The sequence below is a fragment of the Actinoallomurus sp. CA-150999 genome (genome assembly GCF_050942425.1).
Classification (GTDB): domain Bacteria; phylum Actinomycetota; class Actinomycetes; order Streptosporangiales; family Streptosporangiaceae; genus Actinoallomurus.
The window spans coordinates 2,537,625-2,556,084 of record NZ_CP192063.1 but is presented as its reverse complement, the minus strand read 5'-3'; the positions used below and the strand labels follow the sequence as shown (position 1 = coordinate 2,556,084).

16 protein-coding genes and 1 pseudogene are annotated in these 18,460 nt (G+C 69.7%); 8 read left to right on the top strand and 9 right to left on the bottom strand.

The features are described from left to right. Positions 1 to 9: 9 nt before the first annotated feature. A complete protein-coding gene (locus tag ACQP2O_RS12185; RefSeq protein WP_433183010.1) occupies positions 10 to 795 on the bottom strand; it encodes a hypothetical protein in 786 nt (261 codons plus the stop codon). 1,138 nt (positions 796 to 1,933) lie between these two features. On the opposite strand from ACQP2O_RS12185, the pseudogene ACQP2O_RS12180 reads away from it, so the two are divergent. From ACQP2O_RS12180 to ACQP2O_RS12170, 3 genes and pseudogenes are all read left to right on the top strand, one after another. After that, a pseudogene (locus ACQP2O_RS12180) lies at positions 1,934 to 2,273 on the top strand (IS701 family transposase); the annotation flags it as partial. Beyond that, on the top strand, positions 2,270 to 2,437 hold the full coding sequence (locus tag ACQP2O_RS12175) for a hypothetical protein (protein WP_433183007.1): 168 nt from the start codon (positions 2,270 to 2,272) through the stop codon (positions 2,435 to 2,437). The pseudogene ACQP2O_RS12180 and the gene ACQP2O_RS12175, both read left to right, overlap by 4 nt. Next, positions 2,434 to 2,934, top strand: a complete 501-nt coding sequence (locus ACQP2O_RS12170) for a GNAT family N-acetyltransferase (RefSeq protein WP_433183004.1) — start codon at positions 2,434 to 2,436, stop codon at positions 2,932 to 2,934. The genes ACQP2O_RS12175 and ACQP2O_RS12170 overlap by 4 nt, the downstream gene beginning before the upstream one ends. Positions 2,935 to 3,082: 148 nt before the next feature. On the opposite strand, the gene ACQP2O_RS12165 is transcribed toward ACQP2O_RS12170, so the two are convergent. Continuing rightward, positions 3,083 to 5,188 carry an MMPL family transporter gene (locus tag ACQP2O_RS12165; protein WP_433183001.1) on the bottom strand — a complete coding sequence of 702 codons (2,106 nt, stop codon included), beginning with the start codon at positions 5,186 to 5,188 and terminating at the stop codon, positions 3,083 to 3,085. Between the two features lie 112 nt (positions 5,189 to 5,300). Between ACQP2O_RS12165 and ACQP2O_RS12160 the strand changes: the two genes are divergently transcribed. Continuing rightward, positions 5,301 to 6,056: a TetR/AcrR family transcriptional regulator gene (locus tag ACQP2O_RS12160; RefSeq protein ID WP_433182998.1), complete on the top strand. Its 756-nt coding sequence runs from the start codon at positions 5,301 to 5,303 to the stop codon at positions 6,054 to 6,056. Here ACQP2O_RS12160 and ACQP2O_RS12155 read toward each other — a convergent pair. Together ACQP2O_RS12155 and ACQP2O_RS12150 are read right to left on the bottom strand one after the other, a co-directional pair. Further along, complete coding sequence (locus ACQP2O_RS12155) at positions 6,014 to 6,661, bottom strand: hypothetical protein (protein ID WP_433182995.1); 648 nt, start codon at positions 6,659 to 6,661, stop codon at positions 6,014 to 6,016. The genes ACQP2O_RS12160 and ACQP2O_RS12155 overlap by 43 nt on opposite strands. Positions 6,662 to 6,693: 32 nt before the next feature. Continuing rightward, positions 6,694 to 7,380: an adenylate kinase family protein gene (locus ACQP2O_RS12150; RefSeq protein ID WP_433182992.1), complete on the bottom strand. Its 687-nt coding sequence runs from the start codon at positions 7,378 to 7,380 to the stop codon at positions 6,694 to 6,696. Positions 7,381 to 7,501: 121 nt separating this feature from the next. Between ACQP2O_RS12150 and ACQP2O_RS12145 the strand changes: the two genes are divergently transcribed. After that, on the top strand, positions 7,502 to 8,116 hold the full coding sequence (locus ACQP2O_RS12145) for a TetR/AcrR family transcriptional regulator (RefSeq protein ID WP_433182990.1): 615 nt from the start codon (positions 7,502 to 7,504) through the stop codon (positions 8,114 to 8,116). Beyond that, positions 8,113 to 9,450, top strand: a complete 1,338-nt coding sequence (locus ACQP2O_RS12140) for a carotenoid oxygenase family protein (RefSeq protein ID WP_433182987.1) — start codon at positions 8,113 to 8,115, stop codon at positions 9,448 to 9,450. Before ACQP2O_RS12145 ends, ACQP2O_RS12140 begins: the two co-directional genes overlap by 4 nt. A gap of 584 nt (positions 9,451 to 10,034) precedes the next feature. Here the strand turns inward: ACQP2O_RS12140 and ACQP2O_RS12135 are convergent. The 5 genes from ACQP2O_RS12135 to ACQP2O_RS12115 all read right to left on the bottom strand — a co-directional run bounded on the left by ACQP2O_RS12135 (position 10,035) and on the right by ACQP2O_RS12115 (position 15,673). Next, on the bottom strand, positions 10,035 to 11,234 hold the full coding sequence (locus tag ACQP2O_RS12135; RefSeq protein WP_433182984.1) for an extracellular solute-binding protein: 1,200 nt from the start codon (positions 11,232 to 11,234) through the stop codon (positions 10,035 to 10,037). Positions 11,235 to 11,504: 270 nt separating this feature from the next. Then, complete coding sequence (locus tag ACQP2O_RS12130) at positions 11,505 to 11,801, bottom strand: hypothetical protein (RefSeq protein ID WP_433182981.1); 297 nt, start codon at positions 11,799 to 11,801, stop codon at positions 11,505 to 11,507. A gap of 659 nt (positions 11,802 to 12,460) precedes the next feature. Next, complete coding sequence (locus ACQP2O_RS12125) at positions 12,461 to 13,951, bottom strand: CoA-acylating methylmalonate-semialdehyde dehydrogenase (protein WP_433182978.1); 1,491 nt, start codon at positions 13,949 to 13,951, stop codon at positions 12,461 to 12,463. Continuing rightward, entirely contained in the window at positions 13,948 to 15,213 is a 1,266-nt protein-coding gene (locus ACQP2O_RS12120; RefSeq protein ID WP_433182976.1) for an aspartate aminotransferase family protein, read from the bottom strand. The genes ACQP2O_RS12125 and ACQP2O_RS12120 overlap by 4 nt, the downstream gene beginning before the upstream one ends. A gap of 184 nt (positions 15,214 to 15,397) precedes the next feature. Then, the gene (locus ACQP2O_RS12115; RefSeq protein WP_433182973.1) at positions 15,398 to 15,673 is read right to left on the bottom strand and encodes a 4a-hydroxytetrahydrobiopterin dehydratase; all 276 of its coding nucleotides are present in this window, start codon (positions 15,671 to 15,673) and stop codon (positions 15,398 to 15,400) included. Positions 15,674 to 15,711: 38 nt separating this feature from the next. Here ACQP2O_RS12115 and ACQP2O_RS12110 point away from each other — a divergent pair, with 38 nt between their 5' ends. Together ACQP2O_RS12110 and ACQP2O_RS12105 are read left to right on the top strand one after the other, a co-directional pair. Continuing rightward, on the top strand, positions 15,712 to 17,433 hold the full coding sequence (locus ACQP2O_RS12110) for a PucR family transcriptional regulator (protein ID WP_433182971.1): 1,722 nt from the start codon (positions 15,712 to 15,714) through the stop codon (positions 17,431 to 17,433). Between the two features lie 181 nt (positions 17,434 to 17,614). Beyond that, positions 17,615 to 18,424 (top strand): DUF6082 family protein, encoded by an 810-nt coding sequence (locus ACQP2O_RS12105; RefSeq protein ID WP_433182969.1) that lies wholly within the window; start codon positions 17,615 to 17,617, stop codon positions 18,422 to 18,424. The last annotated feature ends 36 nt before the right edge of the window (positions 18,425 to 18,460 follow it).

Genomic DNA, 18,460 nt, shown 5'->3' with positions numbered 1-18,460 from the left:
TGTGTGGTCTCAAACCTCGTCCGCCGAGACCGACGTGGCCTGATCGGCCTTGAGCCGGTCCATCGCCTTCCGGAGGTCGGTGCCGGCCTTGACCACCTGAACGTAGAGGCCGGTCAGCTGCCCGGCGAGCTGGGCGTTCAGGCCACCCGCGCCGATGCCGCCAGAGAGCTGGTGCTCCTCCACCGCCACGACCGCGTCATCGCGCTCGACGAGAATGTCGGTGACCGAGACAGGACTCATCGCATTCCGCAGATAGGTCGCCCGGTCGGTGGAGTATTCGATGATCTCCAGCTTCTCCCTGCCGAACGCGCGGTTCAGCAGCCGCTCCGCACTCTTGATCCGGATGGCGCCCCGGCCGATGCAAGCGCCCCGAGCGTCGACTCCCAAGGTCGTCGGAGCCACGGCGACCTTCGCCTTGGTGCCGGCGACCCGCGCCACGTTCTTGATGACGACCTTCCCCGCGAGGATCTCGTCGACGAATCCCGACAGGATCCGCTCGACCAGTTCGGGAGCCGTCACCGACAGCAGCAGCCGCTCCTCGCCGTCCTGCTCTCCCTCGGCGACGCCGGTGACGAGCGCGACGAGAGTGTCCCCCGGATCCAACCGGGGCGGTGGCGCCCCCTCGGGGAGGTCGTACGCGTCGGCGCGCAGCAGGAGCGCATCCCAAGCCTGCTCGGTGCCGGCGTCGTAGACGGTGCAGTTGAATCCGTCAGGGCCACCGACCTTGATGTGCGCGGTCACCGTCGTGCCGACGAGCGGTGACTCGAGCTCGAGGTCGCTCAGGATGGTTGACACTGGTCATGGACCTCTCGTTTGGCAGGCGGGCTCTGGCTTTGCCTGGTCGTATACCGCACTCTACGGCGCGGCCTCCTGACCTCTAAAGTCCGTGCGCCTGCGGATTCGCAACCCGAAATCGCAAGTCTTCCCCGCCTTCCGCTCCCCCGCCGCGCCGCGGCCTCGGGTTGCGCCCCCCATCGGCCGCGCCGCCCGGCCTGATCGAACCGACCCGCCCGGTCGCCGTTGCGACTCGCCTCACGGTGCCGACAGGAGGCAGCGAAGGAGACCCGGCGTCGATCCAGGTCTGCCCAGGCGCGGGAAGCCGCGCGGCAATCAACTCGGCCGCCTTCGCCGGCAGTCGTATCGGTGGCCTCAACGCGGAAACGCGGCCCTGCCCAGAGAAGGGCGGGGCCGCTGTTGTGGGCAGAGACGGGTAGGTCTCTACGCCCTGTTCCGCCGGTTACCAGACCATGTCCGGTGCCGGCTCATGCGGCCGCGGCTCATCCGGCCGCGGCTCGATCGTCGGGCGGCGCGGCGGGTTGTTCGTCGGCACGGGTGTGCACATGGCGATCCTCCAGGTCTGCGATGTCCCTACCGTCACGTCTCTTGACGTACACGGCCCCTGTCTCCAACTGGATCCAGAAATTCACGACAGTCCGGCTTCGGGCTTCGGCTGCAACAAGTCGGCTCTAACGAAGCTCTAACGATCGGGCATGCGTTTCGAGGTCGGCGGTAGGCCACAAGTGGCAGAGAACCGTCTCCATGCCTCGCGGGGATTGACCAAAGGCCGTAAAAAAGAGGTGCCTCGACGCACGCCGCAATGCGGCGTACGTCGAGGCTGGTCTCGCGCCTTCAGGGAATCCCCGACGACGCTTCGTCATGTCACTGGGCGCCCCTTAGTAGGGGCGCCCACGCCGGGACCGGATCAGCTGAGGGTGCGCACCTCTCCGCACTCCGAGCACTCAATCGCCTTGTCCCCGACCTTTCGCCACTTGTGCTGGCAGTTCGGGTCCGACATGTGTCCCTCTTCTCGTTGGGGTGATGTGACGGCTTTTTGTCGTCAGTAGGATCCGTCCAGGTTTGTCGGCGCCCGGCAAGTTGGTGCTGGCGAAAATATTAATTAGGTATCAGCGCCCGCCCGAGCCCGTGCTCGCCACGCGGGCGGTGGCTGCTCGCGCGCCGCTCCCTCACCCCCAACAGCAAGGGCGAGCCGGAGATCGCTTACTACCTGTGCGACGCCCCCCGGCACCACGATGGAAGAGCTCATGCGCATCGCCGGGGCCAGGTGGGCGATCGAGGAGTGCTTCCAGAACGCGAAGAACGAAGTCGGCCTGGACCAGTACCAGGTCCGCCGCTACGACGCCTGGCACCGCCACATCACCCTGGCCATGCTCGCCCACGCCTACCTTGCCGTCACCGCAGCTCACGCTCCAAAAGCCCAAGCGGCCTGGTCCGCCTCACACCAGCGGAGATCCGTCGTCTCCTGGCACACGTGACCAAACCCGTCGCCGCAACCCTCGACTTCGCCCTGGCCTGGTCGACCCACCGACGTGAGCACCAGACCCGCGCCCGCAGCAGCCACTACCGGCGCAGGCCGGCACCCCGTGACCGCGAACCCGCCGCGCGCGAGCGGTCGATTCCCTACTGTGGCCTGGCATGAGCAGCAGCTCCCGCGTCGAACTCGTCGAGGCATCCTTCGACGACCCGATCGTGACCGGCCTGCACGTCGAGCAGGCGGCCGAGCTGGCCGCCCGGTTCGGCGCGGACGCCGACCAGCCGCCGGTGGCCGAGCCGGGGACGGTCTTCCTGGTCGCCCGTGAACACGGCGAGCCGATCGGCTGCGCCGGGGTGCGGTGGGTCAGCGCGGCGGGCGGGCATCCGGCCGGTGCGCAGGGCGCGGAGGTCGGCCAGATCTACGTCCGGCCGGAGTATCGCGGCGTCGGCGTCATCCGGTTGCTGCTGCGCGGGGCCGAGGATCTCGCTCGTCGGCGCCGCTGCCGGATCGCGCGCCTGAAGGCGGCCGATCTCCGGGACGCGGGCCTGTACGAGTCCAGCGGGTATGTGCGCATCCCGCCCTTCGGATCCCATCCGCCGCGAAGCCTCTGCTTCGAGAAGACGCTCCGGGCGGAGACCGGCCCACGACCTCCGACGCCGTGACCGGCCGGTGTGGTCGCCCCGTCGGAACGGGGAACCCACACCGGCCGGATCCGTCATCACACCGGCCAGACCCGTCAGCCCGTATCTGCCGGTCCTGCGAGTGCGGTTCCCGTTGCCCGAACTCCGAACACGGGTCCCATCGCTCGTCTCAGGCGGACTCGCGGAGGGCGACGCGGGCGTGCAGGCGCTGCAGCGGGGCGGGCAGCCACCAGTTGGCCCGGCCCAGCAACCGCATCGTCGCCGGCACGAGCAGCGCTCGTACGAGCGTGGCGTCGACGACCACGGCGACGAGCAGGCCCACGCCGATCAGCTTGATGAAGGAGATGTCCGACGTCGTGAACGCGGCGATCACGACGGCCAGCAGGAGGGCGGCGTTGGTGATGATCCGGCCGGTGCTCTGCAGCCCCGAGGCCACGGCGGCGGTGTTGTCCCGTGTCCGCTGCCATTCCTCCCGGACCCGGCTGAGCAGGAAGAGCTCGTAGTCCATCGACAGCCCGAACGCCACGGCCAAGATGAGCACCGGCTGTGACGCCTCGACCGTACCGGTGGAGGTGAAGCCGAGCACGCCCGCGAGGTGGCCGTCCTGGAACCCCCAGACCATCACGCCGAAGGCGGCGCTCAGCGACAGCACGTTCATGAGGAGGGCCTTGAGCGGCAGCACAACCGATCCGAGCGCCGCGAACAGCAGCGCGAACGTCACCGCCCCGACGAACAGCGCGGCCCAGGGCAGGACGCGCCCCAGGCTGCTCAGCAGGTCCACCAGCTGAGCGGTCTCCCCGCCCACGTACGCGGCGCCGGGTGCGGGCAGGGAGCGGATCCGCCGGACCAGGTCGCGGGCGTCACCGGATTGGGGGTCGGCACCGAAGCGTACGGCGATGTGCGTCGCGTCCCGTCCGGTGTCGGCGAGCGTCGCCGCCGTGACTCCGGGGACGCCGCGCAGCCGGTTCACGTAGGCGTCGAGCTGCGGACGGGACACGGGACCGGTGACCACGACGTCGATCGGGGAGAGCGCGCCGTGGGCGAAGTCGCGGTCGAGGGTCGTCGCGACCGTACGCGCTTCCGAGCTGCTCGGCAGCGCGCGGACGTCGATGCTGCCGAAGCGGATGCCGAGGAAGGGCGCTCCGAGGGCGAGCAGGACGATCGTCGCGCCGACCGCGTACGCCACGGGCCGGCGCATGACGCTGTGCGCGAGCCGGTACCACGGCCCGTGCTCCGCGCCGCCCGCCCGTCGCCGGGGCAGGACGCGGAGCGCGTCGACCCGCCGCCCGAGGACCGCGAGCAGGGCCGGCAGGACGGTGAGGGCGGCCACCATGTCGACGAGGACGACCGCGATGCCGCCGAGGCCCATGGATCGCAGGAACATCTGCGGGAAGAGCAGCAGGCCGCCGAACGCGATGGCGACCGTGACGCCGGAGAAGGCGACGGTGCGGCCGGCGGTCGTCATCGTGCGGGTCAGTGCCTCCCGTTCGGAGTCCGTACGGCCGAGCTCCTCGCGGAAGCGCGTCACGACGAAGAGCGAGTAGTCGATGGCCAGCCCGAGCCCCAGCATGGTGATGATGTTGATCGCGAACGTCGACACGTCGGTCGTCATGGTGATCAGACGCAGGACGGTGAACGCGCCGAGGATGGCGACGCCGCCGATCGTGAGCGGGAGCAGTGCGGACACCACGCTCCCGAAGATGACGACGAGCAGGACCAGCAGGATGGGCATCGAGATCATCTCGGCCCGCGCCAGGTCCTTCGAGGTCTGGTCGTGGAGTTGGCTGTTGACGGCGACGGTGCCGCCGCGCAGGGTCGTGAGGCCGGGCGCGGCGAACCGGTCGCGGACCTTCTCGTAGGTCGTGACGCGTGCGGGGACGTCGGCCCCGGCGAGCCGTACGGCGACGTAGGTCGCGTGCCGGTCGCGGGAGACCAGCGCCGGCGAGCCGGTGTTCCAGAACGTCGTGACGCCCCGAACCTGGTCGCGGGGCAGCCGGTCGAGGGTGCGGGTGACGGCGTCGCGGAAGGCCGGGTCGTCGACGGTGCGCGACGCGCTCTCGTAGAGCACGACCAGGTCTCCGGCGGGCGGGCCGATCCGTTCGTTGATGAGCGCGGTGGCCCGCGCCGACTCGGAATGAGGATCCTCGAAGCCGCCGCCCTTGAGCGCCCCGAAGACCTGGGTGCCCCACACGACGGCGAGAACGGCGAAGACGGCGGCCGCGCCCAGGACCCACCGGCGTCGGCGGTGGGTCAGGCGGGCGAGTGATTCGAGCATGGTCGGCTCCCCCTGGAGTAACCTGTTATCGACGATCAGAAGAGTTAACACCGTTTATTCGTTAACGCCGTTTACCGAAGCACACATCGTTAACGAATGTCAAGGGAGCAGCGTGACGACCCGTCGCGAACGCATGCGCGAGGCCACCGTGCGCGAGATCCAGGAGGCGGCGCGCCGGCACCTGCGTGCCCACGGCCCCTCGGGCATCTCCCTGCGGGCCATCGCCCGCGACATGGGCATGACCGCGCCCGCCCTCTACCGCTACTACGCGAGCCTGGACGACCTCATCGCGGCCATGATCGAGGGCTACAAGGGCGAGATCCGCGAGACGGTCGAGGCGGCCCGGGACACCGCGCCGGCCGAGGATCTCATCGGCCGGCTCGCCGAGGCGTCGCGGGCCTTCCGGCGCTGGGCGCTCGACCACCGGCCGGAGTTCACGATGATCTTCGGGGCTCCGCTCCCGGGGTACGAGCCGCCGACGAAGGACGCCGACCCCTCCTCCATAGGCTTCGGCCCCGTCTTCTTCACCATGATGGCCGATCTATGGGAACGCGAACGGTTCCCCGTGCCCGCCGACGAGGACATCCCGCCCGCGCTGCGCGACCAGCTCCTGCACTTCGCCAAGTCGTGCGGCCTCGACCGGGCCGGTGTCCCGCTCGGCCTGATCCGCCTCTACGCCGGAGCCTGGGTGCGGCTGTACGGCCTCGTCGCGATGGAGGCGTTCGGGCACGTGAAGTTCATGCTGGACGACGGGGCGCCCCTGTTCGAGGCCGAACTCGCCGACATGTTCACGTCCCTCGGCCTCGAATCACCCGCCCCGGCGGGTCACAGGCCCTCGGCGAGCGCCGCCCAGAACGCCGACTCGTAGGCGTGGAGCATGCGGGCGGCGCGCAGCGCCTCCCGCGGGTCCTCGCCGGCCGTCAGCCCCTGCTCGATGACCGCCGTCGCCTGCTCGGCGAAGCCGGGCGGCGGCGCGGCGAAGTAGCGGAAGAAGGCCACGCCCTCCTCGGCGAGGTCGTACCGGGAGGCGAGGGCGTCGGCCGTCCGGCCGCAGTACTTCCCCCACTCCTCGAGGTTGGCCAGCATCGCGAGCGCGAGGCCGCTGCGGGTGCCCGACACGGTGCTCCACGCGAGGTACGCCGGATAGGCCTGCGCGAGCGGACGCGGCTCGTACGCTCGCAGGTCGTCCTCCGTCAGCCCGAGAGCGGCGGCGAAGCCGGACAGCAGGCCCAGCGCGGTGCCCTCGCCTCCCGCCAGAGCGAGGAAGAGGTCACCTGACGGCGGGTCCGGGAAGCGGGCGGCGAACAACGCGAAACTGCGGCGGTCACTGCGCACGATGTGCCACTGCTCCCCCACGAGCCAGGTCAGCCGCTCCCGTGGCACGGCCGAGGACTCCAGCAGGTCGAGGAAGCGATTGCCTCCCGGCGGGTTCTCCACACGGGCGCGGCGGACGAGGTCCTCGGCGGCGGTCATGCCCTCAGCCGAACATCCGGGCGCCGCCCGCGTCAATCGGGACGCGCGGAGTCGTCCTCTTCGAGAGGCCGGACGGGATGGTGCCCGTCGAGGCCCAGGCGCTCGCGGATGTCCCGCTGTACCGTCTCCGGGTCGTGCTGCGCGTCGACCCCGAAGACGAACTCCTTGCGCCGGAACAGCTCCAGCACCGGGTTGGTCTTCTCGTGGTAGTCGCGCAGGCGGGCCGCGAGCGCGTCGGGAGTGTCGTCCTCCCGGGTGACCAGCTCGCCGCCGCAGACGTCGCAGCGACCGGCCCGTTTCGGCCGGTCCTCGATGAGGTTGTAGTCCATGCCGCACACGGAGCAGAGCCGGCGGGCGAGGACCCGGCGGCGGACCTCGGAGTCCGGCAGGTCGAGGTAGATCACGCCGTCGATGTCGTAGCTCTCCAGGAAGAACTCGGCCTGGCGGCGGTTGCGCGGGAACCCGTCGATGATGAAGCCGTAGTTCCAGTCGTGCTGGTCGAGGCGGTCGCGGACGATCCGCTCGACGAGGTCGTCACCGACCAGCTCCCCGGCCGCCATGATCCGGCGCACCTGAGCGCCGATCTTGGTGTGGTTCTTCACATGCCATCGGAAGACGTCGCCGACGCTGATCTGCACGAGGTCGTACTCGCGCGCCAGCATGGCGCCCTGGGTGCTCTTGCCGCTTCCCGGTACTCCCATGACCACGTACTTGCGCACCGTCCGCAGGATGGCACAACGCGTGCTCCGCTGTCAGCCGGCCGGGGACTTGACACGCCGACCCGACAGAGCGTAGTAACAGTGTTATCGGCCAGTAACGCTGTTTTTGAAGGGATCGTCGATGGCCGCAACCCCGTATGCGCGGGCCCAGGGACACGGACAGTCCGCCCTGCGTACGGCCCTGCTCGACATCGCGGGCGAACTCCTGGCGACCGAGGGGCCCGAGGCGCTGTCCATGCGGCGCATCGCGTCGGCCGCGGGCTGCTCGACGACGGTCCTGTACACCCTCTTCGGCGGGAAGGACGGGCTGGTCGAGGCGCTGTACGTCGAGGGGTTCTCCCGCTTCAGCCGGCGCTTCGAGGCCGTCCGGGAGGAAGACCCGCTCTACCGCCTGTACGCGCTCGGCCACGCGTACCGCGCCACCGCGCTCGCCGCACGCAACTACTACGACCTCATGTTCGGCCGGCCGATCTCCGGATGGGAGCCGAGTCCCGAGGCGATGGCCGTCGCCCAGGAGACCTTCGGCCACCTCGAGCGCGCCGTCACCGCCTGCCTGGAGCAGGGCCGCATCCCCTCGGGCGATCCGAAGGTGATCGCCGAGTCGCTCTGGTCGGTGGCCCACGGCGTCGTGAGCCTGGAGCTCGCCGGCCACCTGTCCGATCCGGACGCCGTGTTCACGGCGGCCATCACCGCCATCGGATTCGGCTTCGCGCCGACAGAGGAGGAGGACCGATGACCACTCGATTCCTGACCGGTGCGTTCGCGCCGGCCACCGACGAGGTGACCGCCTTCGACCTGCCCGTCACCGGACGAATTCCCGTCGAACTGAACGGCCGCTACCTGCGCAACGGCCCCAACCCGCTCGGGCTGGAGGATCCGGAGGCCTACCACCTCTTCGTCGGTGAGGGCATGGTGCACGGCGTCCGGCTGCGCGACGGCCGCGCCGAGTGGTACCGCAACCGGTGGGTCCGGTCGCGGGACGTCGCAAGCCGGCTCGGCGAGGAATGGCCGGGCGACCCCGACGGCGCGGACTTCGACTTCGCGCCCAACACGCACGTCCTCGGCCACGCGGGCCGCACGCTCGCACTGGTCGAGGCGGGCCCGCGCCCGTACGAGCTGTCCTATGAGCTGGACACGGTCGGCCCGTTCGACTTCGGCGGCACGCTGCCGGGGGCCTACACCGCGCACACGAAGCACGACCCGCGCACCGGCGAGCTGCACGCCGTCGCGTACCACTTCGGCTGGGAGTACATCCAGTACCTCGTCGTGGACGCCTGGGGCGCCGTCACCCGTACGGTGAACGTACCGGTGCAGGACGGCCCGATGATCCACGACTTCGCGCTCACCGAACGCCACGTGATCCTGTACGACCTGCCGGTGACCTTCAGCATGGAGCTCGCGGCCGGCGGCGCTCGGCTGCCCTATGCCTGGAACCCCGCGCATCCGGCGCGCGTGGGGATCATGCCCCGGGACGGCGACGGTTCCTCCGTACGCTGGATCGACATCGATCCCTGCTTCGTGTTCCACACCCTCAACGCGTACGAGGACGGGGACCGGCTCGTCGTCGACGTGGCGCGGTATCCGGAGATGCTGGTAGGCGGCCGGCTGGAGGAGATCCCGGCGCCCGCCCTGGACCGCTGGACGATCGACCCCGCGGCCGGGAAGCTCTCGTCCCAGCGCGTCGACGACCGGCCGCAGGAGTTCCCCCGCGTCGACGAGCGTCTCGTCTCCGAGCCGCACCGCTACGGCTACACGGTGAGCGCGGCGGAGCTGCTCCGCACGAAGGCCGGCGAGGCGCTGCTCAAGCACGACTACGTGACGGGCGTCGCCGAGGTCCGGGAGTTCGCGGCGGGCGCCGCCGTCGGGGAGGCGGTCTTCGCCCCGCGCTCGCCCGACGCCGCCGAGGACGACGGCTATGTCATGGCCCTGGCGTTCGATCCCGAGCGAGGAGCCACCGACCTCGTCATCCTCGCCGCGCAGGATTTCACCGGCGAGCCGGTCGCCCGAGTACACCTGCCGACCCGAGTTCCGGTTGGCTTTCATGGCAGTTGGGTGCCTGACCAAAACTGAGCGCTAATCCCGGAGAATCGTATGCGACCGGCAATTCTCCAGGGTTTTGCCCTGCCTTGTGGTTTCCCACACTGATGCCTCACCAGCCCACCGGTAGAAATGGAGGCCGAACGGAGCCGAGAAGTTTGGGGGGGACGTCATGGCCCGTTCCACACCGACATTCGATCCGAGGGGCCTCACCATCGAGCAATGCTGGGGTGAGGCGTGCGTGATCTGCCACAAGAGGTGGCCCCGACCCCGTGTACACGTCGGCCGGCTGCCGGACGACTCTCGCGTGTTCGCCTGCGATGACTGCGCCCCCGCGCTGCGCATTCCGGTCCAGCAGACCCGAGGCCGGCGCGCGAAGATCAGAGCCTAACCGGAAAAGGAGCGTCCTGGGTCCGGGGGGAGCCCAGGACGCCCGATGAGAGACGCGCGCTCGGCGGGGGCGGCCGAGCGCGCGTCTCCTCTTTTCGGTCATCCGATCCGGACGCGGCTAGGTGTGCTGTCCAGCGGACGGAGATCCACCGGACATGCCCTCGGGCCTGTCTCGAAGCCCCGCTGTCCTACTGCGCGGCGCCCAGACGGCGACTTCGAGACAGGCCCTAGTGGCGGGCGGTCTGCCAGGCGCGGGTCCAGGCGGCGTAGTCGGCGCAGTCCTCACCCGGTCCGCCGCAGTCCTTCGCGGGCGTACGGGCAAAGATGATCTTGTTGAGGTACGACCGGTCGCCGACGTGGTAGGCGGTGCAGAACTGGGCGCGCAGCCGGTCGCGCCCGCAGGCCTCCGGATTCGCCGGGGCGACGCCGTCCCACTCCGCCACCTGCTGCTGGACCTCCGGAGAACTCACCCAGTTGAGCCACTGGTACATGCAGTTGGGATGGCTCCCACGGGCCCCGATCATCCAGGCGTCCATCCAGCCGGTGACGCCCTCACGCGGGGTCACCCCGGCGACGGATCGGCCGCTCCGGCTGAGCACGTCCACCTGGTAGGGCCAGACCTGGCCCAGGGCGGCCTGACCGTCGGCGAACGGCGCGATGGCGTCGGACGGATTGAGCCAGTACGTGCTGACGTACGGGTGCTGCTTGGCGATGACCGACTGCGCCGCGGCGAGCTGCTTGCCGGTCAGCGCGAACGGGTTCTTGATGTGCAGCTTCGGATCGTGCGCCTTGAGGTAGAGGGCGACGTCGCCGAACGTCAGCGGGCTGTCGCGGACCACGAGCCGGCCGGCGTACTTCTTGGCCTCCGCCGGATCGAACAGCGCGCCCCAGCTGTCCGGGGCCGAGCGCACGACCTTCTGGTCGTACATCAGGAGGTTCGCCCCCCAGGTGAAGGGCACCCCGTAGGACTTACGGTCCTTGGTGAGCTGCGCGCGAAGGGCCGGTTCGAGGTCCTTGTAGCCGTCGATCAGGTCGGGGTTGACCGGCACGACCTGGCGGTCCGCCACGAGCTGCCCGGCGATCTCCGGTGGCGCGGCGACGCCGTCGTAGCGGAGATTCGGCTTCGACATCAGCTGGAGCATCTCCTGCGCGTTGGCCGCGTATTTGACGTCCACCCGGCACCGGGTCTTCTTCTGGAACGGCGTGACCCAGTCGACCCGGGGGTCGTTGGAACCGTCCTCGGCGTAGCCGCTCCAAGTCAGCAGGGAGACCGAACCCTCACCCGGTCCCATGGTGTCGGCCGCCCGGACCTCTCGCACGGGGTGGCCGCCGCCCTCGCTTCCACCGCCACCGCTGCAGCCGGCCAGGCCGAGCACGGCGGCCAGCACGGCCGACACGGCTGCCGTGCGCCGTCGTGAACCCCTCATCCCGCTCCCGTCTCATCGAACACGTCTCTCTCGCGAGCGTAACGACATGTGCGGGCGAGTGCGGACCGGACCCACGATCAGGAGAAGTGGAGGTCCGGGCAACCGTGCCGGGGGCTACACGGTTGCCCGGACTCCTGCGGCCTCAGGAGAGCGCCCCTCTGCGGTCACGCCTGTCACGGAGGTGTTGGAGGGGGAGGCGGCGTGACCGACAAATGCTCGCCTGAGACCGCGGCTTGGGTGCGGCCGTCTCGGGTCGCGTACGGCGGCGGGTCATCGGAACGACCCACCGGGTCGGGAGGCGGCGGGAAGCCTGCCTGGTGCGGCACCCGGTGTTGGGCCGCCGGTCTGATAGGGGATTCGGGGACGTGCTTTGAGCGCCTCGATGGCCTCGACCAGCTCCTTCACGGTCTGAGCCTCGATGAACTCGCCGGACCCCCGGTCGTTGGGAGGGAGTGCCCACCAGTGGCCGGTGGCCTCGCCGAACCAGATCGTCCACTCCGGATAGCGCGCCGCCAACACGGCGAGCAGTGAGAACGGCGTCTGGTCGGGCGAGTCGTCGGCAGACATGGGGTGCTCCCTGGTAACCGGGGAACTTCTGAAGTTTGCGCCAACAGCTATCGACAAACGCAGTGTGTCGTATGCCACAGAGCAGGTCAAGGGCTCCGGCTAGTATTTGTAGTTTTGGCTGTCAAGCTGCCAGGTCAGGGCAAACCAATACTCGCGGAAGCTGAGAGATTTTCAAGATGACCGGATGCTCGCGGCGGACACGCGAAGATGATCTCGCTCAACCCCCTGTGGACGGGCCCCTCGCTCCATCGTGGACCAGCCCGCCGCCCGAGACCACCCTCCGCCACCCCGCTTTGACCTTCAGGTGACAACCATCTGATTTAACGCTGTCCGGAAATACCTCTGAGCGTGAATTGAAAACAGGCCGCCGATATCGAAATTCAGCGACCTACGCAATGAAACGGGCATCAGGCTCTTTAATGCCGAATGACGGCACGCGGGACGAGCGGCTTGGAACGCACCAAGCCGACCGTTCGTCGCCCGGGCCGGCGTGCAGCGTCCCGCTCCCCCGTCCGGGCGGAGCGCCGCTCGGCCCGGACACCTGACCGCACCCGCCACCCCGCCGCGTGATCACACCGCCACCCCGCCGCGTGATCGCACCCGCCGGCCCGACCGCGTGATCGCACCCGCTTGCGCGGGTGCGATCACACCGACGCCGGTCAGGCGTTCGTGGGGAACCCCAGGTTGACGCCGCCGTGGGACGGGTCGAGCCACCGGGAGGTGACGACCTTCCCGCGCGTGTAGAAGTGCACGCCCTCGGTGCCGTGCACGTGGGTGTCGCCGAACAGCGAGGCCTTCCAGCCGCCGAAGGAGTAGTAGGCCATCGGCACCGGGATCGGAACGTTCACGCCGACCATCCCGACCTCGACCTCGTTGGTGAACCGCCGGGCGGCGCCCCCGTCGTTGGTGAAGACGGCGGTGCCGTTGCCGTACGGGTTGGCGGCGATCAGCTCCATGCCGGCCTCGTACGACGACGTCCGTACGACCGACAGGACGGGACCGAAGATCTCGTCCTGGTAGCAGGCCATCTCCGGCGTCACGTGGTCCAGGACCGTCGGACCGAGCCAGAAGCCTTCACCGTCCGGCAGGGCGTGCTCACGCCCGTCCACGGCCAGCGTGGCGCCCTGGGCGACGCCGCCGTCGAGGTAGGACGTGACCTTGTCCCGGTGGGCCCCGGTGACCAGCGGGCCCATCTCGGAGCCGTCGCGGTCGCCGGGTCCGACGGTCAGCTTCGCGACCCGCTCCTTGATCTTGGCGATCAGCTCGTCGCCGACCGGGTCGACCGCGACGACCGCGGAGATCGCCATGCAGCGCTCCCCCGCCGAGCCGAACCCGGCGGAGACGGCCGCGTCGGCGGCCAGGTCGAGGTCGGCGTCGGGCAGCACGAGCATGTGGTTCTTCGCGCCGCCGAGGGCCTGCACCCGTTTGCCGTGCGCGGTGCCGGTCTCGTACACGTAGCGCGCGATCGGCGTGGAGCCGACGAAGCTCACCGCGCTCACGTCCGGGTGCGTGAGCAGCCCGTCGACGGCCGCCTTGTCCCCGTGCACGACGTTGAAGACGCCTTCGGGGAGCCCCGCCTCCTTCCACAGCTCGGCGATGAGGACGGAGGCCGACGGGTCCTTCTCCGAGGGCTTGAGCACGAAGGTGTTCCCGCAGGCGATGGCCAGGGGGAACATCCACATCGGCACCATGGCCGGGAAGTTGAACGGCGTGATCCCGGCCACCACGCCCAGCGGCTGGCGGATGGAGTAGGAGTCGACCCGCGTGGACACGTTCTCCGAGAAGCCGCCCTTGAGCAGGTGCGGGATCCCGCAGGCGAACTCCACCACCTCCAGGCCGCGGGCGACCTCGCCGGCCGCGTCGGCCCGTACCTTGCCGTGCTCGGACGTGATCACGGCGGCGACTTCGTCGCGGTGCCGGTTGATCAGCTCGCGGAACGCGAACAGCACGTTCGCGCGCTTGGTGATGGATGCGTCCCGCCAGGCGGGGAACGCCTCGCGCGCCGCCGCCACGGCGGCGTTCACCTCGTCGGCCGAGGCGAAGTCCACCCGCCCGGCGACCTGCCCGGTCGCCGGGTCGTACACGTCGCCTTGACGCTCGGCGGTCCCGGTCCAGGGCTTGCCGCCGATCCAGTGCGTGATCTGCTTCATGACGAGATCGCCTCCAGGGCGTCGATGAGGATGCCGAGGCCCTCCCTGCCCTCATCCTCGGAGAGCGTGAGCGGCGGGGCCATCCGCAGCGTGTTGCCGTACAGGCCGCCCTTGCCGATGAGCAGGCCGCGGGCCTTGGTCTCCTCCAGCATCCGCACGGCGAGTTCCGGCTCGGTGAGCTCGATCGCGAACATCAGGCCCTTGCCGCGCACGTCGGTGACGATCGGCAGCCGCGCGCCGGCCTCCCGCAGTCCGTCGATGATCTGCCCGCCGACCTTGGCGGCGTTGGCCTGCAGGTCGTGGTCGAGGATGTAGTCGAGCGTCGCGTTGGCGGCGGCGGTGGAGATCGGGTTGCCGCCGAACGTCGACAGGCCGGTCGCGTGCAGCGAGTCCATCAGCTCGCCGCGGGCGACGAGGCCGCCGATGGCGAAGCCGTTCCCGAGCCCCTTGGCGAAGGTCATCATGTCGGGCGTCACGCCGTGGTTCTGGATGCCCCAGAAGTTCTGGCCGGTCCGGCCCCAGCCCGTCTGCACCTCGTCGGCGATGAACAGGATGCCCTGCTCGGCGAGGACCTCCTGGTACGCCGCGTACAGCCCGTCCGGCGGAACGGTGTAGCCGCCGACGCCCTGGATCGGCTCGGCGATGATCGCGGCCACGTCGCCGGCCGTGACGGTGGCGAGGTTGTGCCGCAGGTCCGCCACGCAGACCTCGATGAAGTCGGCGTCCGAGAGCCCGCGGAACTGCGGCAGATGCCGGTCACCGCCGTGCAGGAAGTTCACGGTCAGCGGCGACAGCCCGTTGTTCTTCCAGGTGCGGTTGCTGGTGATCGCGGTCGCGCCGAAGGAGCGGCCGTGGTAGCTCTGCCGCATGGCGAAGACCTGGTTGCTCTTGCGCGCGTACGTCGCGAGCAGCAGGGCCGTCTCGTTCGCCTCGGTCCCGGAGTTGGTGAAGAACACCTTGGCGTCGTCGATGCCGGAGAGGCGGGCGATCTTCTCGGCGAGCTCGACCTGGCCGCGCATCAGATAGAGCGTCGAGGTGTGCACGACCCCGGTACGGAGCTGGCGCTCGACGGCCTCGCGCACCTCGGCGAGGTCGTAACCGAGCGTGTTGGTGACGATCCCGGCGAAGAAGTCGAGGTACGACCGGCCGTCCGCGTCGGTGACGCGGTTGCCCTTCCCGCTGACGATCTCGATGGGCTCGTCGTAGTAGAGGGCCATCCAGTTCGGCATGACCGCGCGATGACGTGCAAGCAAGTCCGACATAACACGAGTCTTCCCGCTGAACGCCCCAAAGCGCCACCCGACAGACTGTCAATGTCCATACGCCGCATCTGGCAATGTGTCGGGCGAGCGAGCCCATGGCTCGCTCACGCCCCTCACTCGCTTCGCGTCCGGCCTCGCCCCTCGGCCGGACACTCCGCTCGCTCCGTCGCGTTCGCTCGCGGTATCAGAGCTCGTTGAGGCGGCGGGCGAGGCGGAAGTCGTACTCCGTCAGGCCTCCGGCGACGTGCGTGCTCTGCGTCAGGGTGACCTTGTTCCACCGGATCGCGATGTCCGGGTGGTGGTTCTGCTCCTCGGCGACCTCCGCCACCCGGTTGACGAACGCCATCGCCTCCTTGAAGTCCTTGAACGTCACGGTCTTGACGATCGCGTCCTCGGCGCGCTCCCAACCCGGGGTCGTCGCCAGCTCGCGGTCGATGGCGTCGCTGTCCAGCCGGTCCATCTGGCCCCTCCTTACGTGCGTTCCGTAACATCACAATTGTGCTGCCCACTCTGGCCGACGTCTTGCGGCTCGACGCGGTCCGGCGGGGCGAACCCCGGATCATCGCCGGCGCGGACCACCTCGACGCCCGCGTCCGCTGGGTGCACTCCGCCGAGGTCACCGACATCGCGCACCTGCTACGCGGCGGCGAGCTCGTGCTCACCACCGGCATCGCGCTGCCGGACGATCCCGCCCGCCTCCGCACGTACGTCGCCGAACTGGCCGACGTCGGCGTCAGCGGCCTCATCGTCGAGCTGGGCCGCAAGTACGCGCGCGAGCTGCCCGACGCGTTCATCGCGGCGGCCGAGGAGCACGGCCTCCCACTGATCGCCTGGGCGCGGGAGACGCCCTTCGTCGACGTCACCGAGGCGGTGCACGCCCAGATCATCGACGCCCAGCTCGCCGAGCTGCGCGCCTCGGCGAAGCTGCACGAGGTGTTCACCCAGCTGTCCGTCGACGGCGCCCCGCCGGCCGAGGTGGTCCGCCAGGTGGCCGGCCTCGCGGGACACCCCGCCGTGCTGGAGAACCTCGCCCACCAGGTCCTCGCCGCCGAGATGGCCGGCTCCGACCCCGCCGAGCTGCTGACCGGCTGGGAGATCCGCTCGCGCGCCGTGAGCCCCGAGGAGCGCACCGCGTACGACGAGTCCTCGCGCTGGCTGATCACGGTCGTCGGCGCGCGCGGCGAGGACTGGGGACGGCTCATCATCACCTCGATGGATCCCCCGTCGCCCCGCGACGTCGTCCTCGTCGAACGCGCGGCGACCACCCTCGCCCTCGGCCGGCTGCTCGACCGGCACGCCGAGAGCCTCGAACGCCAGGCCCACGGCTCGATCATCAACGGCATCCTCGCCCACGCGTACGCCGACCCGCAGGAGGCCGCCGCCCGCGCCCGCGCACTCGGCGTACCGCTCACCGGACGCCGCCTGCTCGGCATCGTGGTCCTCCCCCGGGCATCCGCCCGGCCCAGCCCTCCCCCGGCACTCGGCCTGAAGGACGACGACGCGACCTCCACCGACTCGATCGCCGACCTGGCCGAGGCGACCGCCGCCGCCTGCCGGGAGGCCAACCTGCCCGCGCTCGTCGGCACCCTCGACGAGAGCTCCCCGCAGGCCCGGGTCGGCGTGCTCGCCTCACTCCCCTCCCGCGCCGTCGAGGACGACGTCCTGTGCGAGGTGGCGCGCCGCCTCCGCGCCCACCACTGCGGGACGGCCACAGGCGGCCGTACGACGGACCCGGGAGGCCGGACCGTACGCCCGCGCGGCGGCGCGGAGGCGTTCGTCATGGCCGTAGGCTCGACCGTGGAGTCCGTACGCGACGTCCGCCGATCGTTCCTGGAGGCCGAACAGGTCGCCGACGTCGCCGCCGAACGCACCGACGGCCGGCTGTTCTACCGCCTGCCCGACCTACGGCTACGGGGCCTGCTGCACCTGCTCCGCGACGACGCGCGCCTGCAGACGTTCACCGAGCGCGAGCTGGGACCACTGCTGACGTACGACGCGCAGCGCGGCAGCGACCTCGTCCACGTCCTCGACCTCTACCTGGGGAGCGGCCGCAACAAGGTCCTCACCGCCCAACGCGCCCACCTGTCCCGCCCAGCGCTGTACGAGCGACTCCGCCGCATCGAGCGCGTACTCGCCGTGGACCTGGAGGACGTCGAATCCTGCGCCTCCCTCCACGTCGCCCTCCTCGCCCTCGACGCCGTCCGCAAAGACCACACCTGACGTCCCGGCACAAAGACGACCGCCCCGGTCCCAACGAATCCCCGGCGACGCGGGCGGCCAATGGCCGCCGTGCCGCCGAGACAGGTCGGCCGGCTCAGATCGGAGATGGTGCGAGCCGGGCACGGTTCATTGCTCGCATGCGTCGTAGATGGCGAGAGATTCGTCTGAGTGTGAGGTGACCATGGACGCCCTCCCGCCCAAACAGCGCTCGCCGCGGATCAGTGACATTACCGGCACAATACGTCGCGGATCACGACCGGCCGCGCTCGTCTGCTCTGGAGTGGCGATCCTCGCGCTGATCACGCTGTCACCGCTAGCACTCGAGTTCATCGCCGCCAGAGGCCATGTCGACTGGACTGAGCTGGGCAACGTCGGCCAGGCATACGGCGCGATATCGGCGATCCTCAGCGCCTTGGCACTCGTCGCCATCTCGATATCGCTCGCCCTCCAAGCAAAAGAGAGCTTGGCGAATAGAAGACAAGTTCATCGAAACATTCACATGAGGCTGGCGGAGATGGCCATGAGCGATCCGAGTTTCATGGAATGCTGGGGGCCCGAGGCCCAAAGATTTTCGCATGACGAGAATCGCCGCACTCAGTTTCTGAATCTCATGGTGTCGTTCTGGTATATGCAGTGGGAACTGAAGGACGTGACAGACGATGGCCTGAGGTCAATGGCCGCAGAGAATCTCTTCCACACCGACACGGGCCGGAAGTACTGGTTGGACCACAGGGAGCAATGGACGGCCACGTCGGTCGGATCCCGGCTGAACAGGTTCCGCGAAGTGCTGGATCAAGCCCTCACCCTGGCGCTCAAGTCGGAACTCAGCAGTCAGGTTGTGGCACGTAAGCGCAGAGGGAGGCCCGGGCTGGAAACCCGCGAGGCAGCGGGAGTGATCGCTGTTGCATCGACCGCTGCCGCAGCATGTCTGCTCGCACGCGATCTCTTGCGTAAGCGGAAGTTCTCAACCGGCTCGTATCGAAGGGGGTGAGGCGGAACCGACGCCGCACGCCGTGACGGCGCGTCG

What these genes read in the sequence shown, in the direction of transcription:
- ACQP2O_RS12170 (WP_433183004.1), top strand. Translation starts at nt 2,434, where the DNA reads ATGAGCAGCAGCTCCCGCGTCGAACTCGTCGAGGCATCCTTCGACGAC.
- ACQP2O_RS12165 (WP_433183001.1), bottom strand. Translation starts at nt 5,188, where the DNA reads ATGCTCGAATCACTCGCCCGCCTGACCCACCGCCGACGCCGGTGGGTC.
- ACQP2O_RS12155 (WP_433182995.1), bottom strand. Translation starts at nt 6,661, where the DNA reads ATGACCGCCGCCGAGGACCTCGTCCGCCGCGCCCGTGTGGAGAACCCG.
- ACQP2O_RS12145 (WP_433182990.1), top strand. Translation starts at nt 7,502, where the DNA reads ATGGCCGCAACCCCGTATGCGCGGGCCCAGGGACACGGACAGTCCGCC.
- ACQP2O_RS12140 (WP_433182987.1), top strand. Translation starts at nt 8,113, where the DNA reads ATGACCACTCGATTCCTGACCGGTGCGTTCGCGCCGGCCACCGACGAG.
- ACQP2O_RS12135 (WP_433182984.1), bottom strand. Translation starts at nt 11,234, where the DNA reads ATGAGGGGTTCACGACGGCGCACGGCAGCCGTGTCGGCCGTGCTGGCC.
- ACQP2O_RS12130 (WP_433182981.1), bottom strand. Translation starts at nt 11,801, where the DNA reads ATGTCTGCCGACGACTCGCCCGACCAGACGCCGTTCTCACTGCTCGCC.
- ACQP2O_RS12125 (WP_433182978.1), bottom strand. Translation starts at nt 13,951, where the DNA reads ATGAAGCAGATCACGCACTGGATCGGCGGCAAGCCCTGGACCGGGACC.
- ACQP2O_RS12120 (WP_433182976.1), bottom strand. Translation starts at nt 15,213, where the DNA reads ATGTCGGACTTGCTTGCACGTCATCGCGCGGTCATGCCGAACTGGATG.
- ACQP2O_RS12115 (WP_433182973.1), bottom strand. Translation starts at nt 15,673, where the DNA reads ATGGACCGGCTGGACAGCGACGCCATCGACCGCGAGCTGGCGACGACC.
- ACQP2O_RS12105 (WP_433182969.1), top strand. Translation starts at nt 17,615, where the DNA reads ATGGACGCCCTCCCGCCCAAACAGCGCTCGCCGCGGATCAGTGACATT.